Below are 26,749 nucleotides of genomic sequence, written 5' to 3'. Positions count from 1 at the left end.
CTTTCCGAGCAAAAATAAATTTACTACTTAGTTCTTCTTGATACTATTAGTTTATTTGAAGCTTTATTTTTCTTTCTAGTTTTGTATCCAAGAGCTGGTTTACCCCATGGAGTAACAGGAGATGGTCTACCTATTGGAGATCTACCTTCCCCTCCACCGTGTGGATGGTCATTAGGGTTCATTACAGAACCTCTTACAGTAGGTCTTATTCCCATATGTCTTTTTCTTCCTGCTTTACCGATAACTACGTTACCATGCTCTATATTTCCAACTTGTCCTATAGTAGCTTTACAGTTTATACTTACTAGTCTCATCTCACCTGATGGTAATCTTAATAAAGCATTTTTTCCTTCTTTAGCCATTAATTGTGCAGAAACTCCAGCAGATCTAACTAATTGAGCTCCTTTTCCTGGCTTTAATTCTATATTATGGATGATAGTACCAACTGGCATATCTTTTAATGCTAAACAGTTTCCTGGTTTTATATCAGCACCTAATCCTGATAATATAGTATCTCCAACATTAATTCCAACTGGAGCTAATATATATCTTTTTTCACCATCAGCATAGTTTAATAATGCGATATTTGCAGTTCTATTTGGATCATATTCTATAGTAGCAACCTTAGCAGGTATACCATCTTTATCTCTTTTAAAATCTATTATTCTATATTTTCTTTTTTGTCCTCCACCTCTATGACGAACAGTTATTCTACCATGTACGTTTCTACCAGCATTTTTCTTTAAGTTAACTAAAAGAGATTTTTCTGGTTGATTACATGTTATTTCATCAGAAACTAAAACTGTCATTTGTCTTAAGGCAGGAGAAGTTGGTCTAAACTTTTTTATAGCCATCTGTTTTCCCTCCTTCGTTTGTTATAATACTACATTCCTTGGAAGAATTCTATTTCTTTACTATCAGCAGTTAATTTAACTACTGCTTTCTTAAAGCTTGCTGTTCTTCCTTGAGTTCTACCCATTCTTTTAACTTTTCCATCGTAGTTTAAAGTATTTACTTTATCAACACTAACTCCAAATACTTTTTCTACTGCTTTTTTTATTTCAGTTTTGTTCGCATCTTTAGCCACAACAAAAGTGTATTTTTTTTCACCCATTTCAGCCATACTGTGCTCAGTTACAACTGGTCTTATTATTACATCATGTGGATTAGTCATTATGCGTACACCTCCTCCACTTTTTTAACAGCATCTGTAGTTATTATAAATGAATCATACTTTAATATGTCATATACATTCATAGTATTAACTAATGCAGTTTGAACACCTTCTATATTTCTAGCTGATTTTATTACGTTATCGTTTTTGTCAGCTATAACTACTAAAGCTTTTTTAGCAGCATTTATATTGTTTAATATTTGAGCGAATTCTTTAGTTTTAGGAGCATCCATGTTTAATGCATCTAATACTATAACTTCACTATTTTGAACTTTTGAAGATAAAGCACTCTTCATAGCTAATCTTCTTACCTTCTTAGGTAATGTATATTTGTAGCTTCTTGGTTTAGGTGCAAAAGCAACTCCTCCACCTACCCATTGTACAGATCTTGTAGAACCTTGTCTTGCTCTACCTGTTCCTTTTTGTTTCCAAGGTTTTCTTCCGCCACCTCTAACTTCTGCTCTAGTTTTAGCAGATTGAGTTCCTTGTCTCTTATTTGCTAATTGATTTTTTACAACTTCATATAAAACATGTCCATTAACTTCTACGCCAAATATAGAATCTGATAATTCTATTTCTCCAACGTTTTGTCCACTAACATTTAGTACATTTAATTTTGGCATTGTTATTCCTCCTTTCTCTAGGTTAGTCATTATTTAGAAACCTTTATAGCTTCTTTTATAGTTACTACTGAACCTTTAGCTCCTGGTATAGCTCCTTTAACTAATATAAGGTTCTTATCAGCATCTACTTTAACAACCTCTAAGTTTTGAACTGTTACCTTTACGCTTCCCATGTGTCCAGCTAATTTTTTGTTTTTAAATACTCTACCAGGGTAAGAACAAGCTCCCATCGAACCTGGTCTTCTGTGGTATCTAGAACCGTGAGTTTCAGGACCTCTACTTTGTCCATGTCTTTTTATTGGACCTTGGAATCCCTTACCTTTACTTATTCCAGTAACATCTATTTTTGCACCTGCTTCAAATACATCAGCTTTTATTTCTTGTCCTACTGTGTATCCTTCTACAGAATCTACTCTAAATTCTTTTAAATGTTTCTTTAAAACATTAGCAGCAGCTAAATGTCCTTTTTTAGGTTTGTTTAAAGCTTTTTCTTTAGCATCTTCAAAACCTATTTGTATAGCGTTGTATCCATCTTTATCAACTGTTTTTATTTGAGTAACGACCATAGGTCCTGCTTCAACAGCTGTTACAGGTATAACTACACCTTTATCAGTGAATATTTGAGTCATACCAACTTTTTTGCCTAATATTCCTTTCATATTAGCACCTCCTATAATTCTTACAGCGGATTACATCTTTTAGAGTAATCATTCTAAGATAGTTACCTATAGGATAATATCTTAGGGGTTCTTATAATTTTATTTCTATATCTACACCTGCTGGTAAGTCTAATCTCATTAATGAGTCAACTGTCTTAGGTGTTGGATTAGCTATGTCGATTAGTCTTTTATGAGTTCTTATTTCAAATTGTTCTCTAGAGTCTTTGTACTTATGTACAGCTCTTAATATAGTTACAACTTGTTTTTCTGTTGGTAGAGGCACAGGTCCTGAAACTTGTGAACCAGCCTTTTTAGCAGTTTCAACTATTTTCCCTGCTGAAAAATCTAATAATTTGTGATCATATGATTTTAATCTTATTCTTATTTTTTCATTCTTAGCCATTTTGTTTTCCCTCCTTTATCACGTGTTTAATTTTCAAGTTGCGTACAACTAATACCGATACACTGCTCCGGGTGTGTTGTAACTTTCAAATCGATATCAGTTCGTATTTCACTAGGATTTAATTCTTATTTTCTTAATCTCTCAAGCACACTATTATATTTTATATCATATGTTACATTTTTTCAAGTTTTTTTTATATTTTTTTCAAGTTTATTTTCTATTACAACAGCATAACCTCAAACTTGATTGTTAATCTATCTCAAGGCACTAGTTTAGTATATATGCTTTAGTGCTACTTGTCAACAGAAAACAAAAAAGAGAGGTGTTACCCCCTCTTTTTCTATATTAAATCCCTTAGTTTAGAAAAGGATTACTCTATTATTGTAGCAACAACTCCTGAAGCTACTGTTCTTCCACCTTCTCTTATTGAGAATCTTAATCCCTCTTCTACAACTATTGAGTTTATTAAGTCTACTTCCATTGTTACGTTATCTCCTGGCATTACCATCTCTATTCCTTCTGGTAACTTACAAGCTCCTGTTACGTCTGTTGTTCTAAAATAGAATTGTGGTCTATATCCATCAAAGAATGGTGTATGTCTTCCACCCTCTTCTTTTTTAAGTACATATACTTCTGCTGTAAACTTTGTGTGTGCCTTTACTGATCCAGTCTTTGCTAGTACTTGTCCTCTTTCTATTTCGTTTCTTTGTACTCCTCTTAATAATGCTCCTATATTATCACCTGCTTGTGCTTGGTCTAATAATTTTCTGAACATCTCTACTCCTGTTACTACTACTTTTCTTGGCGCTTCTGTTAATCCTACTAATTCTACTTCGTCTTGTACTTTTAGTACTCCTCTTTCCACTCTTCCTGTTGCAACTGTTCCTCTTCCTGTGATTGAGAATACGTCCTCTACTGGCATTAAGAATGGCTTGTCTGTATCTCTCTCTGGTGCTGGGATATACTCATCTATTTGCTCGAATAATTCTACTATCTTATCTCCCCACTCGCTCTTTGGATCTTCTAATGCCATTAATGCTGACCCTCTTACTATTGGAGTGTCATCTCCTGGGAAATCATACTCTGTTAATAAATCTCTTACTTCCATCTCTACTAACTCTAATAACTCTTCGTCATCTACCATATCACATTTGTTTAAGAATACTACTATATATGGTACTCCAACTTGTCTTGATAATAGTATATGCTCTCTTGTTTGTGGCATTGGTCCATCTGTTGCTGAACAAACTAATATTGCTCCATCCATTTGTGCTGCTCCTGTTATCATGTTCTTAACGTAGTCAGCATGTCCTGGGCAGTCAACGTGTGCGTAGTGTCTATTTGGTGTTTCATACTCAACGTGTGCTGTTGATATTGTGATTCCTCTTTCTCTTTCTTCTGGAGCTTTATCTATGTTTGCGAAATCTACTGCTTCTCCTAATTGGTATCTGTCATATAATGTTTTTGTTATTGCTGCTGTTAATGTAGTTTTACCGTGGTCTACGTGTCCTATTGTCCCTATATTAACATGAGGTTTTGTTCTTTCGTATTTAGCTTTAGCCATTTTGAATTTCCTCCCTTTATCTTGTGCAAGATGAGATATATCTCATCTTGCTGATTATTTTTTATATTTATATTATTAATTATTTTTAAATTATTTTCCTTCAGCTATTTTCTTAGCAACTGAAGCTGGAACTTGCTCATAGTGATCGAATATCATTGTATAAGTTGCACGACCTTGTGTTGAAGATCTTAAATCTGTTGAGTATCCAAACATTTCTGAAAGTGGAACGAATGCATTTATAACTTGTGCACCACTTCTAGCTTCCATTCCCTGGATTAAACCTCTTCTTGAGTTCAAGTCACCCATAACATCTCCCATGTAATCTTCTGGAGTAACAACTTCTACTTTGAAGTAAGGCTCTAAAAGAACTGCATTACCTTTCTTCATAGCATCTTTGAATGCCATTGAACCAGCCATTTTGAACGCCATCTCAGAAGAGTCAACCTCATGGTAAGAACCATCATATAACTCAACAGCAACGTCTACAACTGGATATCCAGCAACTATACCAGATTGCATAGCTCCTTGTATACCCATGTCAACTGGACCAACATATTCTTTTGGTACAGATCCACCAACAGTTTTGTTTGTGAACTTGTATCCTTCACCTGGCTCTTGAGGAGCAACTCTAATCTTAACGTGACCGTATTGTCCTCTACCACCTGATTGCTTAGAGTACTTGTATTCAACATCAACTGGTTGAGTTATAGTCTCTCTATATGCAACTTGTGGTGCACCAACTTTAGCTTCTACTTTAAATTCTCTTAATAATCTATCTACTATTATCTCTAAGTGTAACTCACCCATACCAGATATTATAGTTTGTCCTGTTTCTTGGTCAGTCTTAACTGTGAAAGTTGGGTCTTCTTCAGCTAGTTTTTGAAGAGCTATACCCATTTTCTCTTGAGCTGCTTTAGAGCTTGGCTCTATAGCAACAGATATAACTGGCTCAGGGAATTCCATAGATTCAAGTATTATTGGATTAGCAGGGTCACATAATGTGTCTCCAGTAGTAGTATCTTTTAATCCTACTGCTGCTGCTATATCTCCAGCATAAACCTTAGTTATTTCTTCTCTTGTATTGGCATGCATTTGTAATATACGACCAATTCTTTCTCTCTTATTCTTAGTTGCATTTAAAACATAAGAACCAGATTCTAATGTTCCAGAGTAAACTCTGAAGAACGCTAGTTTTCCAACGAATGGGTCAGTCATTATTTTGAATGCTAATGCAGAGAATGGTTCTTCATCAGAAGAATGTCTTTCAGCTTCTTCTCCATCTGCTAATATACCTTTTATAGCTGGTATATCAGTTGGTGCTGGTAAGTAATCTAAAACTGCATCTATTACTAACTGAACACCTTTGTTTCTATAAGCTGTACCACAGAAAACTGGGTTCATTTCACAAGCTATAGTAGCTTTTCTTATAGCAACTTTTAATTCATCTATAGTAAGTTCTTCACCTTCAAGGTATTTCATCATTAATTCTTCATCAGTTTCAGCTACTGACTCAACTAATTTTTCTCTCCACTCAGCAGCTAATTCTTTCATATCTTCTGGTATGTCTGTTTCTTCCATTTCAACACCTAGGTCGTCTTTGTATATAACAGCATCCATTTTTAATAAGTCTATTATACCTATGAATGAATCTTCCTTACCTATTGGTAATTGCATAGGAACTGCATTAGAATTTAATCTAGATTTCATCATACTTACAACATTGTAGAAATCTGCACCTAATATATCCATTTTGTTTACAAAAGCTATTCTAGGTACTCCATAAGTTTCAGCTTGTCTCCATACATTTTCTGATTGAGGCTCAACCCCACCCTTTGCACAGAATACAGCAACTGAACCGTCAAGAACTCTTAGAGATCTTTCAACCTCAACTGTGAAGTCCACGTGTCCAGGAGTATCTATTATGTTTATTCTATGGTCTTTCCATGAAGCAGTAGTAGCGGCAGAAGTTATTGTTATACCTCTTTCCTTCTCTTGCTCCATCCAGTCCATTTGAGAAGCTCCTTCATGAGTTTCTCCTATTTTATGAGTTTGCCCAGTATAAAACAGGATTCTTTCTGTAGTAGTAGTCTTTCCTGCATCTATATGAGCCATGATTCCTATATTCCTAGTTTTTTCCAAAGGAAACTTTCTAGCCATGGTTATCCTCCTTATGATATCCTTAAATTTATAAGATATCTATATATCCTACCATCTGTAATGAGCAAATGCCTTATTAGCTTCTGCCATTTTATGAGTATCTTCTTTTTTCTTAACTGAAGCTCCAGTGTTGTTAGCTGCATCCATTATTTCTTTAGCTAGCTTTTCAACCATTCCTTTTTCTCCACGAGCTCTAGTATATTTCACTAGCCATCTTAAGCCTAATGTTTGTCTTCTTTCAGGTCTAACTTCGATTGGCACTTGGTAGTTTGCTCCACCAACTCTTCTTGCTTTTACTTCTAAAACAGGCATTATATTATCCATTGCTTTATTAAATACTTCTAAAGCTTCTTCTCCTGTCTTTTCAGCAACAATTGCGAAAGCATCATAAACTATTCTTTGAGACTTTCCTTTTTTCCCGTCTACCATCAGATTATTTATTAATTTAGTAACTACCTTACTCCCATACATAGGATCTGGTAAAACTTCTCTTTTTGGAACATTACCTTTTCTTGGCATTTCGCTTCCCTCCTTAATTATTTAACTTAAATCATAGGTACTCGACATAATTCACTTAATGCCGTGATGCCGTAAATATATATATATTTAAAGCACCGAACTATAATCAATCATTAATTGTTTTTACTTTTTAGCTTCTTTAGGTCTCTTCGCACCGTATTTAGATCTTGATTGTCTTCTCTTGTCAACACCTGCTGTATCTAGAGTACCTCTTAGTATATGGTATCTAACCCCTGGAAGGTCTTTTACTCTTCCTCCTCTTATAAGAACAACACTATGCTCTTGTAAGTTATGTCCTTCTCCTGGTATATAAGCAGAAACTTCTATACCATTAGTTAATCTAACTCTGGCAACTTTTCTTAAAGCTGAGTTAGGCTTCTTAGGAGTAACTGTTTTTACTGAAGTACAAACCCCTCTTTTTTGTGGGGCACTAGCGTCAGTTACTTTCTTATTTAAAGAGTTGTAACCTTTTTGTAATGCTGGAGCAGTAGATTTCTTCTCTAGCGCTTTTCTACTTTTACGAACTAATTGGTTAATTGTTGGCATCATCTGCACCTCCTTCCAAATTTTCGATCTTATCAGTGACCGCCAACTACATCAATATGAATATTCATACTGACTGATTGTAACATTCGTTACTTACAATTTAATGTCTATAACACATAAATATGTGATATTAGCACTTTTCTAGCTTGATGCTTTTTAGTTCTCATTTATTGCCATCTAAAAGTCACTAAGAACTTGTTCAAGCCCTTAGTGTACTTTTAAACAACACACTTTACTATTTTAACACCACAAATAATGGTTGTCAAGATTTCTTTACTCTATATACTATTAATCTTCAATTTTTTCAACAGCTATATTTCTATATTTCTTCATTCCTGTTCCTGCTGGTATTAACTTACCTAATATAACATTTTCTTTAAGCCCTATTAAGTGATCTTCTTTACCTTTTATGGCTGCCTCTGTTAATACTCTTGTTGTTTCTTGGAAAGAAGCTGCTGATAAGAATGAATCAGTTGCAAGAGATGCTTTAGTTATACCAAGTAAAACTCTTTTAGCAACTGCTGGTCTTAAACCTTTAGCTATAGCGTCTTTATTACATTCATTGAATGTTAATACATCTTCATATCCACCTGGTAATAAATCTGTATCTCCTGGGTCTTCAACTTTAACTTTAGATAGCATCTGTCTTACTATAACCTCTATATGTTTATCGTTAACGTCAACCCCTTGAAGTCTATACACTCTCTGAACTTCTTTAACTATATATTCTTGAACTCCCTTAACACCATTTACTCTTACTATGTCGTGAGGATTTATAAACCCTTGTGTTAGAGGGTCTCCAGCATCTAACATTTGACCTTGCTTAACTTTTAATCTGGAACCATATGGTATTACATATGTTTGAGTCTCGCCTTCTTCTGGTATTACATTTACTTCTTTTCGCTTTCCAGTTTCATCTATTTCAACTCTACCAGACACTTCAGTTATTACAGCTAATCCTTTTGGTTTTCTTGCTTCAAATAATTCTTCAACCCTTGGAAGACCTTGAGTTATATCAGCTCCTGCAACTCCTCCAGTATGGAATGTACGCATTGTAAGCTGAGTACCCGGTTCACCGATAGATTGAGCTGCTATTATACCAACTGCTTCACCTATATTAACTTCTTTTCCTGTAGCTAAGTTTCTACCATAGCACTTAGAACAAACTCCATGATTAGTTTTACAGTTAAGAACTGTTCTTATTCTAATTTTTTCAATTCCTAAATTTACTATAGTTTCTGCTTCATCTTCTTGTATCATAGCATCAGCTCCAACTATAACTTCACCAGTTTCAGGATTTAATATAGGGTCTATAGTATATCTTCCTACAATTCTATCGTATATCTCTTCTATAACTTCATTTCCTTCTTTTATAGCATAAATTTCTGTAGTATCTTCTGTACCACAGTCTATTTCTCTTACAATAACATCTTGACTTACATCAACAAGTCTTCTTGTTAAGTATCCAGATTCAGCTGTACGTATAGCTGTATCGGCAAGACCTTTTCTAGCACCATGTGAAGATGTAAAGTACTCCAGTACTGATAAACCTTCACGGAAATTAGATTTAACTGGTATCTCAACTGTTTTACCAGATGCATTGGCCATAAGACCACGCATACCTGCTAGCTGTCTAATTTGGTTTTTAGAACCTCTGGCTCCTGAATGTGCCATTATATATATATTGTTTAATCTATCTAGTCCACCCATAAGAGCATCAGTAACTTTATCAGTTGTTTCTGTCCATGTCTCTATAACTTTTTCATATCTCTCTTCATCAGATATTAGACCTCTTCTGTATGCTCTTTCATATTTATCAACTTTTGCTTCTGCATCAGCTATAAATATTTTCTTTTCTTCTGGAACACTCATATCATCAACAGCAACTGTTATACCACCTAATGTAGAGTATTTAAATCCTAAAGATTTTATATAATCTAGTAATTCAGCTGTCTCTGTATTACCATGTTTTCTAAAGCATTTATCTATTATTTTACCAAGAGACTTCTTATCTGCTAAGAAATCAACTTCAAGTGCAAATGGATTTTCTTTTCTATCTACAAAACCTAAGTCTTGAGGTATATTTTCATTAAATATAAATCTACCAACAGTACTTTCAACTAATGAACTTCTTCCATCTTCAAGTGTTACCTTCAATTTTACTAATGCATGTAGATGAACTGACTTATTGTAATAAGCAAGTAATAATTCATTAAAGTCTTTAAATACCATACCTGTTCCTTTAGCCCCATCTTGTGCTTCTATTGTTAGATAATAACAACCTAAAACCATATCCTGAGATGGAGTAGTTATAGGTGAACCATCTTTAGGAGCAAGTATATTATTTACAGAAAGCATTAAGAATCTTGCTTCTGCTTGTGCTTCTACTGATAAAGGTACATGAACTGCCATTTGGTCACCATCAAAGTCTGCGTTGTAAGCTGTACATACAAGAGGATGTAGTTTTATAGCTTTGCCTTCAACTAAGATTGGTTCAAATGCTTGTATACCTAATCTATGCAGAGTTGGCGCACGGTTAAGAAGAACTGGATGACTTTTTATAACATCTTCTAAAACATCCCAAACTTCTGGTTTAACTTTTTCTACTATAGATTTCGCACTTTTTATATTATGTGCATATCCTTCTTTAACTAACTTATCCATAACAAATGGCTTGAATAGCTCCAATGCCATTTTCTTTGGAAGACCACACTGATAGAATTTAAGTTCTGGTCCAACAACTATAACAGAACGTCCTGAGTAGTCAACACGCTTACCAAGTAAGTTTTGACGGAAACGACCTTGTTTACCTTTTAGCATATCTGATAAAGATTTAAGTGGTCTATTTCCAGGTCCTGTTACAGGTCTACCTCTTCTACCATTATCTATTAATGCATCAACGGCTTCTTGAAGCATTCTTTTTTCATTTCTTACAATTATATCTGGAGCTCCAAGCTCTAATAATCTTTTAAGTCTATTATTTCTATTTATAACTCTTCTATATAAATCATTTAGGTCTGAAGTCGCAAATCTTCCACCATCAAGTTGTACCATTGGTCTTAAGTCTGGTGGTATTACTGGTATAGCGTCTAAAATCATCCATTCTGGTTTGTTGCCAGACTTTTTAAATGCTTCCACAACTTCTAATCTTCTTATTGTTCTAACTTTCTTTTGTCCTGTACTATCTTTTAACTCTGCTCTTAAGTCTTTACTTTGTTGTTCTAAGTCTATATTTTGTAGTAATGTCTTTACAGCTTCAGCACCCATTCCTACAGTAAAAGTATATCCATACTTTTCAAGAGCAGTTCTGTATTCTTTTTCTGTAAGTAGTTGTTTTTCATTCAATCCAGTTTCTCCTGGATCAACTACTACATATGAGGCAAAGTATAATATTTTTTCTAATGATCTTGGTGACATATCAAGTAAAAGTCCCATTCTACTTGGTATACCTTTGAAGTACCAGATGTGAGACATAGGAGCAGCTAGCTCTATATGTCCCATTCTTTCTCTTCTTACTTTTGATTTAGTTACTTCTACTCCACATCTATCACAAACTACACCTTTATATCTAACTCTTCTATATTTACCACAGTGACACTCCCAGTCTTTTTGTGGTCCAAATATTCTTTCACAGAAAAGACCATCTTTTTCTGGTTTTAAAGTACGGTAATTTATAGTTTCTGGCTTTTTAACTTCTCCTCTAGACCATTGTCTTATTTTTTCTGGAGAAGCCAATGCTATTTTTATCGACTCGAAATTGTTTAATTCAAACAAGGAGTTCTCTCCCTTCTATTTGAGATTTACATTAATTAAATTTATATATCAAAGTCATCACTTTCAAAATCTATTTCTTCTTCAAATAAATCATCCTCAGTGAATTCTTCTAAATTCTCTATATCCTCATCTTCTGCATTTTCCGCAAAATCATCTTCAATTTCTTCTATTATGTTACTTTCTTCAACTTCTCCCATGTGATTTACAACATCTAGCTCAAATTCACCTATTGTATCATCTTCATCCACAGATTCTCTTACTTCTATTTCTTGGTCTTCATCTGTCAATACTTTTACATCTAAGCATAAACTTTGAAGTTCTTTTATAAGAACCTTAAATGATTCTGGGATTCCTGGTTCAGGTATGTTTTCACCTTTAACTATAGCTTCATAAGTTCTAACACGACCTACAACATCATCAGACTTAACAGTAAGTATCTCTTGAAGTATGTGAGCAGCTCCATATGCTTCTAGAGCCCAAACCTCCATCTCTCCAAATCTTTGTCCACCAAATTGTGCTTTACCACCTAGTGGCTGTTGGGTAACTAATGAGTATGGTCCAGTACTTCTTGCATGTAGTTTTTCATCTACTAAGTGATGTAGTTTCAAGTAATACATATATCCAACAGTTATTCTGTTGTCAAAAGACTCACCTGTTCTACCATCATATAAAGTTAATTTACCATCTCTAGGATACCCAGCTTCCTCAAGAGCATCCATTATATCATACTCATTAGCACCATCGAATACTGATGTTGCTACATACCATCCTAATGTCTTAGCAGCAAGTCCTAAATGAACTTCTAGAACCTGACCTATGTTCATACGTGATGGTATACCTTGTGGGTTAAGTATTATGTCTAGTGGTGTTCCATTTTCCATGAATGGCATATCTTCTTCAGGTAATACTCTTGAGATAACCCCCTTATTACCATGACGACCAGCCATTTTATCTCCAACTTTTATTTTTCTCTTCTTAGCTATATAACATCTTACTAATTCATTTACTCCTGGAGATAAGTCATCTCCATTTTCTCTAGTAAATACTTTTACATCAACTATTATACCAGATTCACCATGAGGTACTTTAAGTGAAGTATCTCTAACTTCTCTAGCCTTTTCTCCAAATATTGCACGAAGTAATCTTTCCTCCGCAGTAAGTTCAGTTTCTCCTTTTGGAGTTACTTTACCAACTAGTATATCACCTGAGTCTACTTCTGCACCTATTCTTATTATACCTCTGTCATCTAAGTTCTTAATTGCACTATCTCCAACATTAGGTATATCTCTAGTTATTTCCTCTGGTCCTAGTTTTGTATCTCTAGCTTCACATTCATATTCTTCTATATGAATTGTTGATAATCTATCTTCTTTAACTAATCTTTCATTTATTAATATGGCATCCTCGTAGTTATAACCTTCCCAAGTCATAAATGCTATAAGGCAGTTTCTTCCAAGTGCAACTTCTCCTAAATCAGTTGCTGGACCGTCTGCTATAACATCACCTTTCATTATCTGGTCACCTTTATTTATTATAGGTGTTTGATTTATACAAGTACCTGAGTTTGAACGTTTAAACTTAAGTAGATTATATCTATCTCTGTTTCCATCTTCTCTTTTTATTATTATTTCATCTGCTGTTACTCTTTCTGCTATACCAGAATTTCTAGCAACAACAACTGCTCCAGAGTCTTTTGCAGCTCTATATTCTATACCAGTTCCTATAATTGGTGCTTCTCTTCTAACTAGAGGCACTGCCTGACGTTGCATGTTTGCTCCCATAAGGGCACGGTTGGCATCATCATTTTCTAGGAAAGGTATCATAGCAGTGGCAACAGATACAACCTGCTTAGGAGATATATCCATGTAATCTACTCTACTTTCAGGAACCATTTCAACAGCACCATTTACAGTTCTACAAACAACTCTATGGTTTACGAATTTACCGTCTTCTGTTAATGGCTCATTTGCCTGAGCTCTTACGAATAAATCTTCCTCGTCAGCAGTTAAATAATGTATTTCATCAGTAACTGTTGATGTTTCTTTATCAAATTTTCTATATGGTGATTCTATAAATCCAAATTCATTTATCTTTGCATAAGTTCCTAGAGAGTTTATAAGACCTATATTTGGTCCCTCTGGAGTCTCTATTGGACACATTCTACCATAGTGTGAATGGTGAACGTCACGCACTTCGAATCCAGCTCTTTCTCTTGAAAGACCTCCAGGTCCAAGGGCTGATAATCTTCTCTTATGTGTTAACTCAGATAGAGGATTTGTTTGATCCATGAACTGAGATAACTGAGAACTCCCAAAGAATTCTTTTATTGCAGCTGAAACTGGTCTTATATTAACTAACGCTTGAGGCGTTATAGCTTCCATATCTTGAACTGTCATTCTTTCTTTTATAACTCTTTCCATTCTTGAAAGACCAATTCTAACTTGATTTTGTAGTAATTCACCTACAGATCTTATTCTTCTATTTCCTAGGTGATCTATATCATCAATATTTCCTATATTATAGAATATATTAAACTCATAACTTATTGAAGCTATTATATCATCTAATAATATATGTTTTGGTATAAGTTCTTTAATTCTTGATTTTATAGCTTCTTTTATTTCTTCTTCATCACTATATCCATCTAAAATTTCTTTTAAGGTTGGATAATGTACTTTTTCTTTTATGTTTAAATCATCTATGTCAAAATCAATGTGAGACTTAATATCTACAAAATTATTTCCTATAACTCTAACTTTCTTATCATCATCCATTAGTAGATTTACTACATTTATACCTGCATTTTGTATATCTTTAGCTACCTCATAACTTATTTTTTCTCCAGCTTTTACAAATACCTCACCAGTTTCTGGGTTTATTATGTCTTCTGCTGAAATTTTATTCATTATTCTATAACATAAAGCAAGTTTCTTATTGAATTTATATCTACCAACTTTTGCTAAGTCATATCTTTTTGGGTCAAAGAATAAAGCATTTAGTAAAGATGATGCACTTTCTACAGTAGGAGGTTCACCTGGTCTTAATTTTTTGTATATCTCTACAAGACCTTCTTCTACTGTCTTAGTATTATCCTTTTCTAATGTAGCAGATAATCTCTCATCTTCTCCTAAAAGGTCAATTATCTCTGCATCTGTTCCTATTCCTAAAGCTCTAAGTAAAACTGTAACTGGTTGTTTTCTTGTTCTATCAACTCTTACAGATATTACATCATTAGAATCTGTTTCATATTCTAACCATGCTCCTCTATTAGGAATTACAGTAGATGAAATTAATCTCTTACCTGTTTTATCTCTTTCTTCCGCATAGTAAACACCAGGAGATCTAACTAATTGACTTACTATAACTCTTTCTGCCCCATTTATAACGAAAGTTCCTCTTTCTGTCATTAAAGGGAAGTCACCCATAAATACTTCTTGTTCTTTTATCTCACCTGTTTCTTTATTTATAAGTCTTACCTTAACTTTTAGAGGTGCACAATATGTAGCATCTCTCTCTTTACACTCTTCTATATCGTACTTTGGTTTATCATCTAAAGAATAGTCCACAAATTCCAATATAAGATTACCAGTATAATCCTCTATTGGTGAAATATCATCAAACACTTCTTTTAAACCTTCTTTTAAAAACCACTCATAGGAATCTACTTGAATTTCTATAAGATTTGGCACATCAGCTATTTCCTTAATTTTAGAAAAGCTCATTCTAGTTCTTTTACCTATCGTGACAGGATGTGGCATTCACTTTTCACCTCTCAATAATTAAAAATAAAACAATAGTTCATTCTAACGCATCTAATAATTTTAGCATAATGTCAAGTATTTTTCAATATATTTTTTATCTTATATGTAAACTATGCATTATTTTTGATTTTTTGTAAATTATTTTAAGCATATATTATGTATTATGTACAATTTTCTGATTTAAAATCCATATTTTTCATTTATAGGTCTAATTTTCTATGCTAAATTATGTACCAATAACATCCCCCTATTTAATTATAATTCCATAAGAAAACACTTGTAAACAATTACATTTATACAAAAATCTATTAAATAACCAAAATAAAGACCATAAATAAATTTAACTGGTGATTTTAAGCCTTAAACTTTTTCCAGTATAAATTATATCTATGGTCTTTATAAGATAGAATTCCTACTATAACTAATACATAAATTTTAATTACATATTAGTAACTTAATTATCTTAATATATTATCTGCAAATTGTGGAGTAGGTAAACCAAATCCTCCTGCAACCTCAAGTAAATCTCCTGTTATAAATGATGAATCATCACTAGCATAAAATAAAACTGCTTTTGCTATATCATCTGGTTTTCCTATACGATTTAAGGGAACATGCTTTAAAAATTCTTTTATGAATTCTGGTGACATATTATCTAGTGCAGCCTTAGTTGCAATAAGACCTGGAAGTACAGCATTACATCTAACATTATCTTTTGCATATTGTGTCGCTATGTTTTGAGTTAATGAATTAATTGATGCTTTTGATACACAGTAAGCTATTCTAGATAAATCAGGTAACACTGAACCTATACTTGATATATTTACTATACTGCCTTTTCCATTCTTTATCATATGAGGAATCGCTGCTTTACATGGTAAATACACACTTTTTAAATTAGTATTTACTGTATCAAAAAAATTATCTGTATCTCCAGTCAAAAGGTCTTTATCAAGAGAAGGGTTTGTTGAACCAAAATTGTTTACAAGTATGTCTATCTTACCTTCTTTTTTAACTACAGCTTCTATCATTGAAGTAAAAGTTTCTTCTTCACGAGCATTAAAGTAAACAAACTTAGCACAACCGCCTTCTGAACTTATCTTATTTATAACTTCAGTAGCTAATTCTTCTGAACGAGCTGCTAAATATACAATTGCTCCATTCTTTGCCAATATCTCTGCGGAAGCTAATCCAATACCTTTTGTTGCTGCAGTGACTACTGCAATTTTTCCTTGTAATTTTTTCATTATTAATTCCTCCTTAAATACGTCCTCTAGTCTACAAATTTCGATTATTCTAAATATCTAACTCATTTTAAAATTTATATTTGTTAATTAATTATTTATTACATATTATTTATAAAATATTTTTGTGTTTTTTTAAATAATATGTAATTTTTTACAGTGTCATTTAATTATATACCTTATATATACGTTACAATAATTGTTTATATTTTAATTTAATAACAATATTAAATTAAAATATCATTACATAGTATATGATACCCTTAATTTAATACTATTATATAAATTTTTTTCATTTTATAAAAATATTTTATTTATAACTCCAAATAAATTCTATAATTCTTTGCAAATAAAAAAGATACCCAATGGGTATCTTTTTAAAGAAACTACTTAACTTCTACTTTAGCTCCAGCAGCTTCTAATTTTTCTTTTATTTGATCAGCTTCTTCTTTAGAAGCTCCTTCTTTAACTGTCTTAGGAGCATTGTCAACTACTTCTTTAGCTTCTTTTAATCCTAATCCTGTTATTTCTCTAACTGCTTTTATAACTCCAACTTTTGAAGAACCAACGTCAGTTAATACTACATCAAACTCAGTTTTTTCTTCAGCAGCTGGTCCACCAGCAGCTGCACCAGCTACCATTACTGGAGCTGAAGCTGATACACCGAATTTTTCTTCAGCAGCTTTAACTAATTCATTTAATTCTAAAACTTTCATATTTTCTATAGCTTCTAATATTTGTTCTATTGTCATTTTTAGCACCTCCGAATTTTATTTCAAATTAATATTTATAATTTTTTAGTTAAGCAATTAAGCTTCTTCTTGACCTTCTGCCTTTTTCGCTATTGCATCTATTAAGTATGCGAAGTTTGATACTGGAGCTTTTAAGCTACCAAGTAATTTAGCGATAAGAACTTCTCTTGATGGTATGTTAGCCATTTCAACAATTTTAGACTCATCGTAGAATGCACCTTCCACAATACCCATCTTTAATTTCATTTTTGGATGAGAATCCATGAATCCTTTTAATATTCTAGCTGGAGCAACTGGATCATCATATCCAAATGCTATGGCATTAGTTCCAACTAATAATTCATCATTAAATTGCTCTATACCAACTTCTTTAGCTGCTCTTCTAACTAAAGTATTTTTATATACTTTGTAATCTACACCAGCTTCTCTCATTTGTTTTCTTAACTCAGTTACTTCTTCAACTGTTAATCCTTTGTAATCTACAACAACAGCAGCAGAAGATTTTTGTAACTTTTCAACTATCTCAGAAACAACTTCTGATTTAATTTCTATAGCTTTTCTCATATAGACGTGCACCTCCTTCACCAAATAGGCTTAGTATTTACCGCAACATTATAAAAAGCTTTTGTTGCCAAAAGTAGACATCAAAAGCTTTAGTAATCTCAATTTATCTAAAACCTCGGCGGGATATTAAGCTTTCGCACCCACTATCTACGGCAAATCTATTCTTTTTTACATTGACAAGTGATATAATAACATTTTTGTCAACCTGTGTCAACAGTTTTATTATTCAGCTGTTCTTGCTGGGTTTATTTTAACTCCAGGTCCCATTGAAGAAGCTACTGTTATACTTCTTAAATATTGTCCTTTAGCAGCAGCTGGTTTAGCTTTTATTATAGCATCCATTAATGCAGTAAAGTTTTCAGTTAATTTCTCTCCACCAAATGATACTTTTCCTACTGGAACGTGTATTATGTTAGTTTTGTCTAATCTGTATTCAACTTTACCAGCTTTTATTTCATCTATAGCTTTAGCTACATCAAATGTAACTGTTCCTGATTTAGGGTTTGGCATTAAACCTTTAGGTCCTAATACTCTACCTAATCTACCTACTACACCCATCATGTCTGGAGTAGCAACTACTATATCAAATTCAAACCAGTTTTCACCTTGTATTTTTTGAACTAATTCTTCAGCTCCTACAAAGTCAGCACCAGCTTGTTCAGCTTCTTTAGCTTTTTCACCTTTAGCAAAAACTAAAACTCTTTTAGTTTTACCAGTTCCATGAGGTAATACAACTGCACCTCTTACTTGTTGATCAGCATGTCTTGAGTCAACACCTAATTTAATGTGTGCTTCTACTGTCTCATCAAATTTAGCTCCAGCTATGTCTGAAACTAATGTTAATGCTTCTGATGCATCATAGAATTTAGTTCTATCTACTTTTTGTAATGCACCTGCATATCTTTTACCTTTTTTAGCCATTTTATTTTCCTCCTCGTGGTTAATTTCGGCTTTTCGCCTCCCACTTTATAAAAAAAAGTGTATCTTTTAATTAATCTTCGATTACAACACCCATACTTCTAGCAGTACCAGCTATCATACTCATAGCAGCTTCTACTGATGCAGCATTTAAGTCAGGCATCTTTAATTCAGCTATTTCTCTTACTTGAGCTGAAGTCATTTTAGCAACTTTCTTCTTGTTTGGTTCTCCAGAACCTGATTTTAAGTTTAATGCTTTTTTAATTAAAACTGCAGCTGGTGGAGTTTTTGTTATAAAACTGAATGATCTATCTTGATATACAGTTATAACAACTGGTATTATCATTCCAGCTTGATCTGCAGTTTTAGCATTAAATTCTTTTGTAAATCCCATTATATTAACACCATGTTGTCCTAATGCTGGTCCAACTGGTGGCGCTGGAGTAGCCTTTCCTGCAGGTATTTGTAATTTTATTTGACCTATAACTTTTTTAGCCATTTTGAGCGCACCTCCTCAGATTTTTCTATAATATAGTATTAGATTTTTTCTATACCTTCAAGCTCTATTACAAATAGAGTCCTTTTACCAAATGCATTTATGCACACTTTGACTTCTCTATTTTCTAAGTCAATTTCTTCTATGTTACCTATTTGTCCACTAAATGGTCCTTGAGATACTTTTACTGTATCTCCTATTTCAAAATCAATATCACTATTTACTACCTTAGGGTCTGTTGTATCTATACCCATAGATTTGACTTCATCTTCACTTAATGGTACTGGTTTTGAACCAGGTCCAACGAAACCTGTAACTCCCTTAGTATTTCTTACTACATACCAAGATTCATCAGTTATTATCATTTTAACCAAAACATAGCTTGGATAAACTTTACGTTGTCTAGTTTTTTCTTTTCCAGTTTTAGTAGTTTCCACTACTTCTTCTGTTGGAACAACTACTTGTCTTATGCAGTCTTCCATACCTCTTGTTTTAACTGCTTTCTCAATTGTAGCTTTAACTTTATTTTCATGTCCCGAATAAGTATGAACTACATACCAACTTGCTTCTTGTAATTCTGACATTTAACTTACCTCTTTTCGTCTATTTTAGTAATAACGCTAGTGCACCAGATAATATAGTGTCTATACCCCATACTAATATAGTGCATGAAATAACTACAGTTAAAACTATACTTGTGTTTTTAAACAGTTCCTTTTTTGTCGGCCATGTAACTCTTTTTAATTCTTGTTTAGTTTCTTTTAAGTATCCAAATAAACTAAACCTTTTTTTAGTTTTTGCACCGTCATTTTTTTGGGCAGCCATTCCATACTCACATCCTTATAAAAAACTATTTTGTTTCTTTATGAGTTGTATGCTTTTTACAGAATCTACAATATTTTTGTAATTCTATTCTGTCTGGATTATTTTTCTTATTCTTAGTAGTGTTGTAGTTTCTTTGCTTACACTCTGTACATGCTAAAGTTACTTTAACTCTCATCTGATACACCTCCAACTTTGTAATACAATAATGTATATTGTTAATATATATGAATATAATATCTTTAAAATATGTATTTATTAAAAATCTACAGTATTCAAGATATTATTAACTTCCTATAATCATTACCTTGTATAAGTTATCACAAAATCCTATGCTGTGTCAATGTTTTTGTATTTCTATGTTAAAAAAAGAGGAGCATAACCCCTCTTTTTGTTATTCCTTTTAATCCATCAGTTTAGTAAAGAATTACTCTATTATTGTAGCAACAACTCCTGAAGCTACTGTTCTTCCACCTTCTCTTATTGAGAATCTTAATCCCTCTTCTACAACTATTGAGTTTATTAAGTCTACTTCCATTGTTACGTTATCTCCTGGCATTACCATCTCTATTCCTTCTGGTAACTTACAAGCTCCTGTTACGTCTGTTGTTCTAAAATAGAATTGTGGTCTATATCCATCAAAGAATGGTGTATGTCTTCCACCCTCTTCTTTTTTAAGTACATATACTTCTGCTGTAAACTTTGTGTGTGCCTTTACTGATCCAGTCTTTGCTAGTACTTGTCCTCTTTCTATTTCGTTTCTTTGTACTCCTCTTAATAATGCTCCTATATTATCACCTGCTTGTGCTTGGTCTAATAATTTTCTGAACATCTCTACTCCTGTTACTACTACTTTTCTTGGCGCTTCTGTTAATCCTACTAATTCTACTTCGTCTTGTACTTTTAGTACTCCTCTTTCCACTCTTCCTGTTGCAACTGTTCCTCTTCCTGTGATTGAGAATACGTCCTCTACTGGCATTAAGAATGGCTTGTCTGTATCTCTCTCTGGTGCTGGGATATACTCATCTATTTGCTCGAATAATTCTACTATCTTATCTCCCCACTCGCTCTTTGGATCTTCTAATGCCATTAATGCTGACCCTCTTACTATTGGAGTGTCATCTCCTGGGAAATCATACTCTGTTAATAAATCTCTTACTTCCATCTCTACTAACTCTAATAACTCTTCGTCATCTACCATATCACATTTGTTTAAGAATACTACTATATATGGTACTCCAACTTGTCTTGATAATAGTATATGCTCTCTTGTTTGTGGCATTGGTCCATCTGTTGCTGAACAAACTAATATTGCTCCATCCATTTGTGCTGCTCCTGTTATCATGTTCTTAACGTAGTCAGCATGTCCTGGGCAGTCAACGTGTGCGTAGTGTCTATTTGGTGTTTCATACTCAACGTGTGCTGTTGATATTGTGATTCCTCTTTCTCTTTCTTCTGGAGCTTTATCTATGTTTGCGAAATCTACTGCTTCTCCTAATTGGTATCTGTCATATAATGTTTTTGTTATTGCTGCTGTTAATGTAGTTTTACCGTGGTCTACGTGTCCTATTGTCCCTATATTAACATGAGGTTTTGTTCTTTCGTATTTAGCTTTAGCCATTTTGAATTTCCTCCCTTATCTTTCGATATAAATTAATTTTGCTCACAATAAGCTTATGGTAAGTATTTTACTATTAATCATTTCTGTTTTCAAGATGTTTTTCTAATTTTCTCTTAACCCTTTGTAAAGCGTTATCTATTGACTTTACATCTCTTTTAAGCTTGTCTGCTATAAACTGGTATGACTTTCCATTTAAATATAATTCTAGGACTTCTAATTCCAAGTCACTTAACAATTCGTTCATCTTTGATTCTATATTTTTTAACTCTTCTTTACTAATTATAAGCTCTTCTGGATCTGTTACTATACTTGTAGCTATAATATCTAAAAGTGTTCTGTCTGACTCTTCATCATATATTGGTTTGTTCAAAGAAACATATGAATTTAAAGGTATATGTTTTTGTCTTGTTGCAGTTTTTATAGCAGTTATTATTTGTCTTGTTATACATATCTCTGCAAAACATTTAAATGAATTTGTCTTGCTTCCATCAAAATCTCTAACTGCCTTATAAAGGCCTATCATTCCTTCTTGTATTATATCTTCTTTATCTGCTCCAATTAAAAAATATGACTTTGCTTTTGCCTTTACAAAATTTCTGTATTTGGTAATAATATACTCTAGTGCTATTTTATCCCCTTCACTTGCTCTTAGTACAATGTTATACTCATCCTGCTGACAATTGTCCACTAACTCATAACTTTTTTCTTTTGCTACCAACATGTAAATCTCCCCCATATATAAAACAAATTTATAGGTATATTATAGTCTAAAGAAGCTAGTAATTTCAACGCTTTCTACGAATGTTCTCAAGTTTCGACAATGTTTCTTTATCTAACCTTTCCTCCAACCAATTTCGCTGAATTTTTTTCCTCAAATCGATATTTTTTTCCTTCATTTTATTCTTGGAACGTTCTAGCTCTAACTTTAATTCTCTTGCAGACATTCTAGTAGCACCTTTTCCTAAAATCATTTGTTGTTCTGCATAGTCATTAGTAGCTACTTTTACATCATCATACTTTGATAAAGAAGTTATAAACTTTTCTATATAACTATCTGCTGTTTGATGTTCTCGTGTATAAACTATTGTTATGTGTTTTCTTTTCTCAACTTTTTCTCGTGAGTTTTTAACATTATAAGCATCAAAAACTATTATAGTCTTGTAACCCATAAACTCAGAAAATTCTATAATATCATCAATAAGCTTTTCTCGAGAATCTTCTAAGTCCTCTTTAGCCAGTTCTTTCAAATTATCCCACGCATTTATAATATTGTAGCCATCTATTATTAAGTAATGATTTATATTTTTTTTCATGCCTATTTACTTTTATCCAATCTCTGTCTGAATATCTCATATAAAAGTATTCCACCTGCTACAGACGCATTTAAAGATGTAACATTACCTATCATTGGCATTTTTACTATAAAGTCACAGTTTTGTTTAACCAATCTAGATATTCCAAAACCTTCACTTCCAATTACCACACCAAGAGGGCCAGTAAGATTTTGTTTATAAAAAGTTTCTCCATCCATATCAGCAGCAGCAATCCACAGCCCTTCATCCTTGAGTTTTTTTATTGTATTAACTATATTGGTTACCTTGCAAACTGGCATATACTCTACTGCTCCAGCAGATGCTTTAGCAACTACAGGGGTTATGTGTACAGACCTTCTCTTTGGAATAATAACTCCATGTGCCCCTACTGCATCTGCTGTCCTTATTATTGAACCTAGATTATGTGGATCTGTTATTTCATCTAGTATAATGAAAAATGGTTCTTCATCTTTATTTTTTGCTAAGTCTATTAACTCATCTAATTCATAATACTTATACTCACTTGCATAAGCTATTACACCTTGATGTGAATGACTTGTACTTACTTCATCTAACTTATGTTTATCAACATACTGGATAATTATGTTCTTCTCTTTAGCCATTCCTATTATTTTCTTAATTGACCCTTCTTTAGCTGAATTTGCAATTAATATTTTATCTATTTCTCTGTCACTTTTCATTGCTTCTATTACTGGATTTCTTCCTTCTATACTTGCCAAACTATTCACCTCCTACAAGGCCTTAAATTTTTCTCTGACTTGAACTATATCTCCACAAGTCATAGTTCCTTCTGGACAACTTCCATTTACACAACTTGGTCCAGTCTTTTTAAATAATACAGGAGCAACCTTTTTAACCTCTCTTAACATCTCTACAGCTAAATTTCTTATTTCCCACTGTGCTCTTTCACAGCATCTATGTTCAAAGAAATTAAATAAACTTCTAGCATTTATAGTAAATACCATTTTTGTTTCACATGCATTTGGAAATACATATCTAGCATCTTCTATTGCTTTCTTTTCAGCTTGTCTTTTTGCTGTTTTCTCATTTTTACCATTTTTTATTAGGTCATTATAATGATTTTCAAACAATATATCAACTAGCTTATCATAATTCTCTTGGTCTTTTTTCATTGAGCTTATAAATAACTCTTTTGCCTTTTCTATTTTTTCTATTTCTGGAGGAATTATGTACTCAAATTGCTCTAATTTAACATATCTTTGACTTTGTTGTGAAAAACTAGCTATACGATGTCTAACAATTTGATGTGAACAAGCTCTTGAAATACCCTCTATTGAAAATGTAAATGAAGCATGTTCTAATATTGACCCATGACCTATACTTAATAACATATTTAAAAATTTCTCTATACTTTCATCTGTTAAATCTTTTTCTATTTCGTCTGTCCCAACTGGTGAATAACATAGCTTAGCTGCCATAGCTATTACTTTTTCTGGTTCAGGTGTATGTGATATTAATTTTACTTTCATAAATTCTTATCCTTTCTTAACACTAATTTATATATATTTATTATACATTAGTTATAAAAAAGGTGTTGCCTTATTACTTATTATTAAGACAACACCCTTATATTTACAAATCTCTTTCAATAATTTTGATTCCTTTATTGATAATATCTTGAAGTCTCTCTATTTCATTATTTAAATACAAATATCCAACCAAAGCCTCAAATCCAGTTGCATGTTTGTAGTCTATAATATCTGCATTTTTAGGAGAAGTATTTGATTTTTGATTTCTTCCCCTTTTATAAATTTTACTCTCTTCCTCGGTTAATTCAGTTTCAATTTCATGAATTATTGTTGCTTGAGCCTTAGCTTTTACATACTTTATGGCTAATTTATGCAAATCATTAACTTTTCTTTGTGTATTCTGTCTAATCAAATGTTCTCTTATATATTTTTCATAAACTGTATCACCTAAGTATGCTAAAACTAGTGGTGATATAGTAACTAATTCAGTTTTTTCCATTTTTATATCCTTTTCCACTTAACACCTTGTCTTGTGTCTTCCAATACGATTCCCATATCTAATAATTGTTGTCTTATATCATCTGCTAATTGGAATTCTTTATTTTTCTTTGCATCAGTTCTTTTTTGTATCAATTCTTCAATATCCTTATCTAATGCAGTATCCTTTTTCTTATTTACAATATTTAATACTCCTGTAAGTTCATTAAATTCATCTAAACATTTCTTGGCAAACTCTAAAGAAGAATTTTCATCTACATTAGAATTTATTAGTTTAGCTAACTCAAAGATAACACTCACTGCGTCTGCTGTATTAACATCATCATCCATAGCATCTATAAATCTTTGTTTAAAGTTATCTAATTCTTTAACAAGTTCTACTTCTTTTTCTGTTAAAGAAGATTCTTTTAGGTTACTTAGTGTGAATTCTAATTTTTCTTTAGTATTATACAATCTTTCAAGACCAGCTTTAGCTTGATTTAGCATTTCATCACTAAAGTTTACTGGATTTCTATAATGTGCTGATAGCATGAAAAATCTTACTATCTCTAAATCATACAATTTTGATATATCTCTTACCGTAAAGAAATTACCTTTTGACTTACTCATCTTTTCATCATTTATATTTATATATCCATTGTGCATCCAATATTTTGAGAATGTTTTTCCGCTTCTAGCTTCACTTTGCGCTATTTCGTTTTCATGGTGTGGGAATGTTAAATCTTGACCACCTGCATGTATATCAATTGTCTCACCTAAATATCTCTTAGACATAACAGAGCATTCTATATGCCATCCAGGTCTACCTTCTCCCCAAGGGCTATCCCACCCTGGCTCACCTTCTTTTTTTGCTTTCCAAAGAACAAAATCCATAGGATGTCTTTTTTGGTCATTTACTTCAATTCTAGCTCCTGCTTCTAAATCTTCTTGTTTTTGACCTGAAAACTTTCCATATCCTTCAAACTTATTTGTATCAAAATATACATCACCATTTACTGCATATGCATATCCCTTATCTTCTAATTCTTTTATAAAATCTATAATCTGTTGTATATTATCTGTAACCTGAGGGTGAACAGTAGCTCTTTTAATTCCTAGCCCATCACAATCTACAAAATATTCTTTTATATACTTAGTAGCAACTTCTTCTGGAGATATTCCTTCTTCATGGCTTCTATTTATAATTTTATCATCAACATCGGTAAAGTTTTGTACATAAGTTACATCATATCCTCTATACTCTAAATATCTTCTTAGAGTATCAAATATTATAAATGGTCTTGCATTACCCATGTGTATATAGTTATAAACTGTTGGACCACACACATACATTTTTACCTTTCCTTCTTCTAATGGAACAAATTCTTCTTTTGTTCTAGTCAATGTATTATAAACTTTCACACTCATCACCTCACTATATTTTTATAAATTATTTTCTTAACATTATATATTATAGCTGAAAATTGCAATAAATAATAGTACTACTATCATTTTTCGTACTATCTTTCAAACTACATAATAATACTACTGTTACTATTCTCTATTGTTCTTCTAAAAATATCTTTTTTTGAGAAGAGCATTTTTCAAAAGTTTCTTCTGTAATCATTTTTTCATCTTTTAATTTTTCTAAAATTGTAACATATTCTAAGCATAGCTCCTTTAATTCCTTTTTAACATCATCAATATTACTATACATAGTAATTACCCCCTTAATAATTAAATCAAACTAAAATAATAGATTTCCTTCTTTCTATGCTTAATATTTTATTAGTTTATTATTCATATTTTACTTATATTTTTGCTTTGCTTTTTATATATTAAATTTATTCC

Annotated in this window: 27 protein-coding genes and 1 other annotated feature; all 27 genes read right to left on the bottom strand. The window is 32.5% G+C overall.

The annotated features are described in order from the left end of the window. Positions 1-23 precede the first annotated feature (23 nt). The 27 genes from rplB to JJC02_00565 all read right to left on the bottom strand — a co-directional run bounded on the left by rplB (position 24) and on the right by JJC02_00565 (position 26,615). Positions 24-854, bottom strand: coding sequence for a 50S ribosomal protein L2 (rplB, locus tag JJC02_00695; protein ID UDN54790.1), 831 nt, complete (start codon positions 852-854; stop codon positions 24-26). Between the two features lie 29 nt (positions 855-883). Further along, entirely contained in the window at positions 884-1,174 is a 291-nt protein-coding gene (gene rplW, locus JJC02_00690) for a 50S ribosomal protein L23 (GenBank protein ID UDN54789.1), read from the bottom strand. Beyond that, on the bottom strand, positions 1,174-1,797 hold the full coding sequence (rplD, locus tag JJC02_00685) for a 50S ribosomal protein L4 (GenBank protein ID UDN54788.1): 624 nt from the start codon (positions 1,795-1,797) through the stop codon (positions 1,174-1,176). The genes rplW and rplD overlap by 1 nt, the downstream gene beginning before the upstream one ends. Positions 1,798-1,826: 29 nt before the next feature. Beyond that, positions 1,827-2,456 carry a 50S ribosomal protein L3 gene (gene rplC / locus JJC02_00680; GenBank protein UDN54787.1) on the bottom strand — a complete coding sequence of 210 codons (630 nt, stop codon included), beginning with the start codon at positions 2,454-2,456 and terminating at the stop codon, positions 1,827-1,829. Between the two features lie 91 nt (positions 2,457-2,547). Then, positions 2,548-2,859, bottom strand: coding sequence for a 30S ribosomal protein S10 (rpsJ, locus tag JJC02_00675; GenBank protein UDN54786.1), 312 nt, complete (start codon positions 2,857-2,859; stop codon positions 2,548-2,550). Positions 2,860-3,229: 370 nt separating this feature from the next. Then, positions 3,230-4,423 carry an elongation factor Tu gene (tuf, locus tag JJC02_00670; protein UDN54785.1) on the bottom strand — a complete coding sequence of 398 codons (1,194 nt, stop codon included), beginning with the start codon at positions 4,421-4,423 and terminating at the stop codon, positions 3,230-3,232. Positions 4,424-4,513: 90 nt separating this feature from the next. Continuing rightward, complete coding sequence (gene fusA, locus JJC02_00665; protein ID UDN54784.1) at positions 4,514-6,580, bottom strand: elongation factor G; 2,067 nt, start codon at positions 6,578-6,580, stop codon at positions 4,514-4,516. A gap of 48 nt (positions 6,581-6,628) precedes the next feature. Continuing rightward, positions 6,629-7,099 (bottom strand): 30S ribosomal protein S7, encoded by a 471-nt coding sequence (rpsG, locus tag JJC02_00660; GenBank protein UDN54783.1) that lies wholly within the window; start codon positions 7,097-7,099, stop codon positions 6,629-6,631. A 123-nt stretch (positions 7,100-7,222) separates the two neighbouring features. Beyond that, on the bottom strand, positions 7,223-7,645 hold the full coding sequence (rpsL, locus tag JJC02_00655) for a 30S ribosomal protein S12 (GenBank protein ID UDN56355.1): 423 nt from the start codon (positions 7,643-7,645) through the stop codon (positions 7,223-7,225). Between the two features lie 288 nt (positions 7,646-7,933). Then, positions 7,934-11,419 carry a DNA-directed RNA polymerase subunit beta' gene (rpoC, locus tag JJC02_00650; GenBank protein ID UDN54782.1) on the bottom strand — a complete coding sequence of 1,162 codons (3,486 nt, stop codon included), beginning with the start codon at positions 11,417-11,419 and terminating at the stop codon, positions 7,934-7,936. A 41-nt stretch (positions 11,420-11,460) separates the two neighbouring features. Then, positions 11,461-15,177: a DNA-directed RNA polymerase subunit beta gene (locus JJC02_00645; GenBank protein UDN54781.1), complete on the bottom strand. Its 3,717-nt coding sequence runs from the start codon at positions 15,175-15,177 to the stop codon at positions 11,461-11,463. A gap of 461 nt (positions 15,178-15,638) precedes the next feature. Beyond that, on the bottom strand, positions 15,639-16,427 hold the full coding sequence (locus JJC02_00640; protein UDN54780.1) for an SDR family oxidoreductase: 789 nt from the start codon (positions 16,425-16,427) through the stop codon (positions 15,639-15,641). Between the two features lie 383 nt (positions 16,428-16,810). Beyond that, on the bottom strand, positions 16,811-17,176 hold the full coding sequence (rplL, locus tag JJC02_00635) for a 50S ribosomal protein L7/L12 (GenBank protein UDN54779.1): 366 nt from the start codon (positions 17,174-17,176) through the stop codon (positions 16,811-16,813). Between the two features lie 57 nt (positions 17,177-17,233). Next, positions 17,234-17,740 carry a 50S ribosomal protein L10 gene (locus JJC02_00630; GenBank protein ID UDN54778.1) on the bottom strand — a complete coding sequence of 169 codons (507 nt, stop codon included), beginning with the start codon at positions 17,738-17,740 and terminating at the stop codon, positions 17,234-17,236. 42 nt (positions 17,741-17,782) lie between these two features. Next, positions 17,783-17,911: a sequence feature (ribosomal protein L10 leader region), on the bottom strand. 51 nt (positions 17,912-17,962) lie between these two features. Further along, a complete protein-coding gene (rplA, locus tag JJC02_00625) occupies positions 17,963-18,661 on the bottom strand; it encodes a 50S ribosomal protein L1 (protein ID UDN54777.1) in 699 nt (232 codons plus the stop codon). A gap of 70 nt (positions 18,662-18,731) precedes the next feature. Continuing rightward, entirely contained in the window at positions 18,732-19,157 is a 426-nt protein-coding gene (gene rplK / locus JJC02_00620) for a 50S ribosomal protein L11 (GenBank protein ID UDN54776.1), read from the bottom strand. A 38-nt stretch (positions 19,158-19,195) separates the two neighbouring features. Then, on the bottom strand, positions 19,196-19,738 hold the full coding sequence (nusG, locus tag JJC02_00615) for a transcription termination/antitermination factor NusG (GenBank protein UDN54775.1): 543 nt from the start codon (positions 19,736-19,738) through the stop codon (positions 19,196-19,198). A 19-nt stretch (positions 19,739-19,757) separates the two neighbouring features. Further along, the gene (secE, locus tag JJC02_00610; protein ID UDN54774.1) at positions 19,758-19,979 is read right to left on the bottom strand and encodes a preprotein translocase subunit SecE; all 222 of its coding nucleotides are present in this window, start codon (positions 19,977-19,979) and stop codon (positions 19,758-19,760) included. A gap of 25 nt (positions 19,980-20,004) precedes the next feature. Then, positions 20,005-20,154, bottom strand: a complete 150-nt coding sequence (rpmG, locus tag JJC02_00605; protein UDN54773.1) for a 50S ribosomal protein L33 — start codon at positions 20,152-20,154, stop codon at positions 20,005-20,007. Between the two features lie 249 nt (positions 20,155-20,403). Next, positions 20,404-21,597 (bottom strand): elongation factor Tu, encoded by a 1,194-nt coding sequence (tuf, locus tag JJC02_00600; GenBank protein UDN54772.1) that lies wholly within the window; start codon positions 21,595-21,597, stop codon positions 20,404-20,406. 73 nt (positions 21,598-21,670) lie between these two features. Continuing rightward, positions 21,671-22,318, bottom strand: coding sequence for an RNA polymerase sporulation sigma factor SigH (gene sigH / locus JJC02_00595; GenBank protein UDN54771.1), 648 nt, complete (start codon positions 22,316-22,318; stop codon positions 21,671-21,673). A 64-nt stretch (positions 22,319-22,382) separates the two neighbouring features. Continuing rightward, on the bottom strand, positions 22,383-22,910 hold the full coding sequence (locus tag JJC02_00590) for an NYN domain-containing protein (GenBank protein UDN54770.1): 528 nt from the start codon (positions 22,908-22,910) through the stop codon (positions 22,383-22,385). Positions 22,911-22,912: 2 nt separating this feature from the next. Continuing rightward, positions 22,913-23,650 (bottom strand): 23S rRNA (guanosine(2251)-2'-O)-methyltransferase RlmB, encoded by a 738-nt coding sequence (rlmB, locus tag JJC02_00585; protein UDN54769.1) that lies wholly within the window; start codon positions 23,648-23,650, stop codon positions 22,913-22,915. 12 nt (positions 23,651-23,662) lie between these two features. Then, a complete protein-coding gene (locus JJC02_00580; GenBank protein ID UDN54768.1) occupies positions 23,663-24,421 on the bottom strand; it encodes an FAD-dependent thymidylate synthase in 759 nt (252 codons plus the stop codon). A gap of 103 nt (positions 24,422-24,524) precedes the next feature. Continuing rightward, on the bottom strand, positions 24,525-24,938 hold the full coding sequence (locus JJC02_00575) for a Mini-ribonuclease 3 (protein ID UDN54767.1): 414 nt from the start codon (positions 24,936-24,938) through the stop codon (positions 24,525-24,527). After that, on the bottom strand, positions 24,923-26,320 hold the full coding sequence (locus tag JJC02_00570; GenBank protein UDN54766.1) for a cysteine--tRNA ligase: 1,398 nt from the start codon (positions 26,318-26,320) through the stop codon (positions 24,923-24,925). The genes JJC02_00575 and JJC02_00570 overlap by 16 nt, the downstream gene beginning before the upstream one ends. Positions 26,321-26,459: 139 nt before the next feature. Beyond that, on the bottom strand, positions 26,460-26,615 hold the full coding sequence (locus JJC02_00565; protein ID UDN54765.1) for a hypothetical protein: 156 nt from the start codon (positions 26,613-26,615) through the stop codon (positions 26,460-26,462). Between the last annotated feature and the right edge of the window lie 134 nt (positions 26,616-26,749).

The sequence above is a fragment of the Clostridioides sp. ES-S-0054-01 genome, assembly GCA_021561035.1.
In the GTDB taxonomy this organism is placed as follows: Bacteria; Bacillota; Clostridia; order Peptostreptococcales; family Peptostreptococcaceae; genus Clostridioides.
This window is presented reverse-complemented; position numbering and strand designations above follow the sequence as displayed.

Coding starts and splice junctions, on each gene's coding strand:
- rplB (UDN54790.1), bottom strand. CDS start 854: ATGGCTATAAAAAAGTTTAGACCAACTTCTCCTGCCTTAAGACAAATG.
- rplW (UDN54789.1), bottom strand. CDS start 1,174: ATGACTAATCCACATGATGTAATAATAAGACCAGTTGTAACTGAGCAC.
- rplD (UDN54788.1), bottom strand. CDS start 1,797: ATGCCAAAATTAAATGTACTAAATGTTAGTGGACAAAACGTTGGAGAA.
- rplC (UDN54787.1), bottom strand. CDS start 2,456: ATGAAAGGAATATTAGGCAAAAAAGTTGGTATGACTCAAATATTCACT.
- rpsJ (UDN54786.1), bottom strand. CDS start 2,859: ATGGCTAAGAATGAAAAAATAAGAATAAGATTAAAATCATATGATCAC.
- tuf (UDN54785.1), bottom strand. CDS start 4,423: ATGGCTAAAGCTAAATACGAAAGAACAAAACCTCATGTTAATATAGGG.
- fusA (UDN54784.1), bottom strand. CDS start 6,580: ATGGCTAGAAAGTTTCCTTTGGAAAAAACTAGGAATATAGGAATCATG.
- rpsG (UDN54783.1), bottom strand. CDS start 7,099: ATGCCAAGAAAAGGTAATGTTCCAAAAAGAGAAGTTTTACCAGATCCT.
- rpsL (UDN56355.1), bottom strand. CDS start 7,645: ATGCCAACAATTAACCAATTAGTTCGTAAAAGTAGAAAAGCGCTAGAG.
- JJC02_00645 (UDN54781.1), bottom strand. CDS start 15,177: ATGCCACATCCTGTCACGATAGGTAAAAGAACTAGAATGAGCTTTTCT.
- JJC02_00640 (UDN54780.1), bottom strand. CDS start 16,427: ATGAAAAAATTACAAGGAAAAATTGCAGTAGTCACTGCAGCAACAAAA.
- rplL (UDN54779.1), bottom strand. CDS start 17,176: ATGACAATAGAACAAATATTAGAAGCTATAGAAAATATGAAAGTTTTA.
- JJC02_00630 (UDN54778.1), bottom strand. CDS start 17,740: ATGAGAAAAGCTATAGAAATTAAATCAGAAGTTGTTTCTGAGATAGTT.
- rplA (UDN54777.1), bottom strand. CDS start 18,661: ATGGCTAAAAAAGGTAAAAGATATGCAGGTGCATTACAAAAAGTAGAT.
- rplK (UDN54776.1), bottom strand. CDS start 19,157: ATGGCTAAAAAAGTTATAGGTCAAATAAAATTACAAATACCTGCAGGA.
- nusG (UDN54775.1), bottom strand. CDS start 19,738: ATGTCAGAATTACAAGAAGCAAGTTGGTATGTAGTTCATACTTATTCG.
- secE (UDN54774.1), bottom strand. CDS start 19,979: ATGGCTGCCCAAAAAAATGACGGTGCAAAAACTAAAAAAAGGTTTAGT.
- rpmG (UDN54773.1), bottom strand. CDS start 20,154: ATGAGAGTTAAAGTAACTTTAGCATGTACAGAGTGTAAGCAAAGAAAC.
- tuf (UDN54772.1), bottom strand. CDS start 21,597: ATGGCTAAAGCTAAATACGAAAGAACAAAACCTCATGTTAATATAGGG.
- sigH (UDN54771.1), bottom strand. CDS start 22,318: ATGTTGGTAGCAAAAGAAAAAAGTTATGAGTTAGTGGACAATTGTCAG.
- JJC02_00590 (UDN54770.1), bottom strand. CDS start 22,910: ATGAAAAAAAATATAAATCATTACTTAATAATAGATGGCTACAATATT.
- JJC02_00580 (UDN54768.1), bottom strand. CDS start 24,421: ATGAAAGTAAAATTAATATCACATACACCTGAACCAGAAAAAGTAATA.
- JJC02_00565 (UDN54765.1), bottom strand. CDS start 26,615: ATGTATAGTAATATTGATGATGTTAAAAAGGAATTAAAGGAGCTATGC.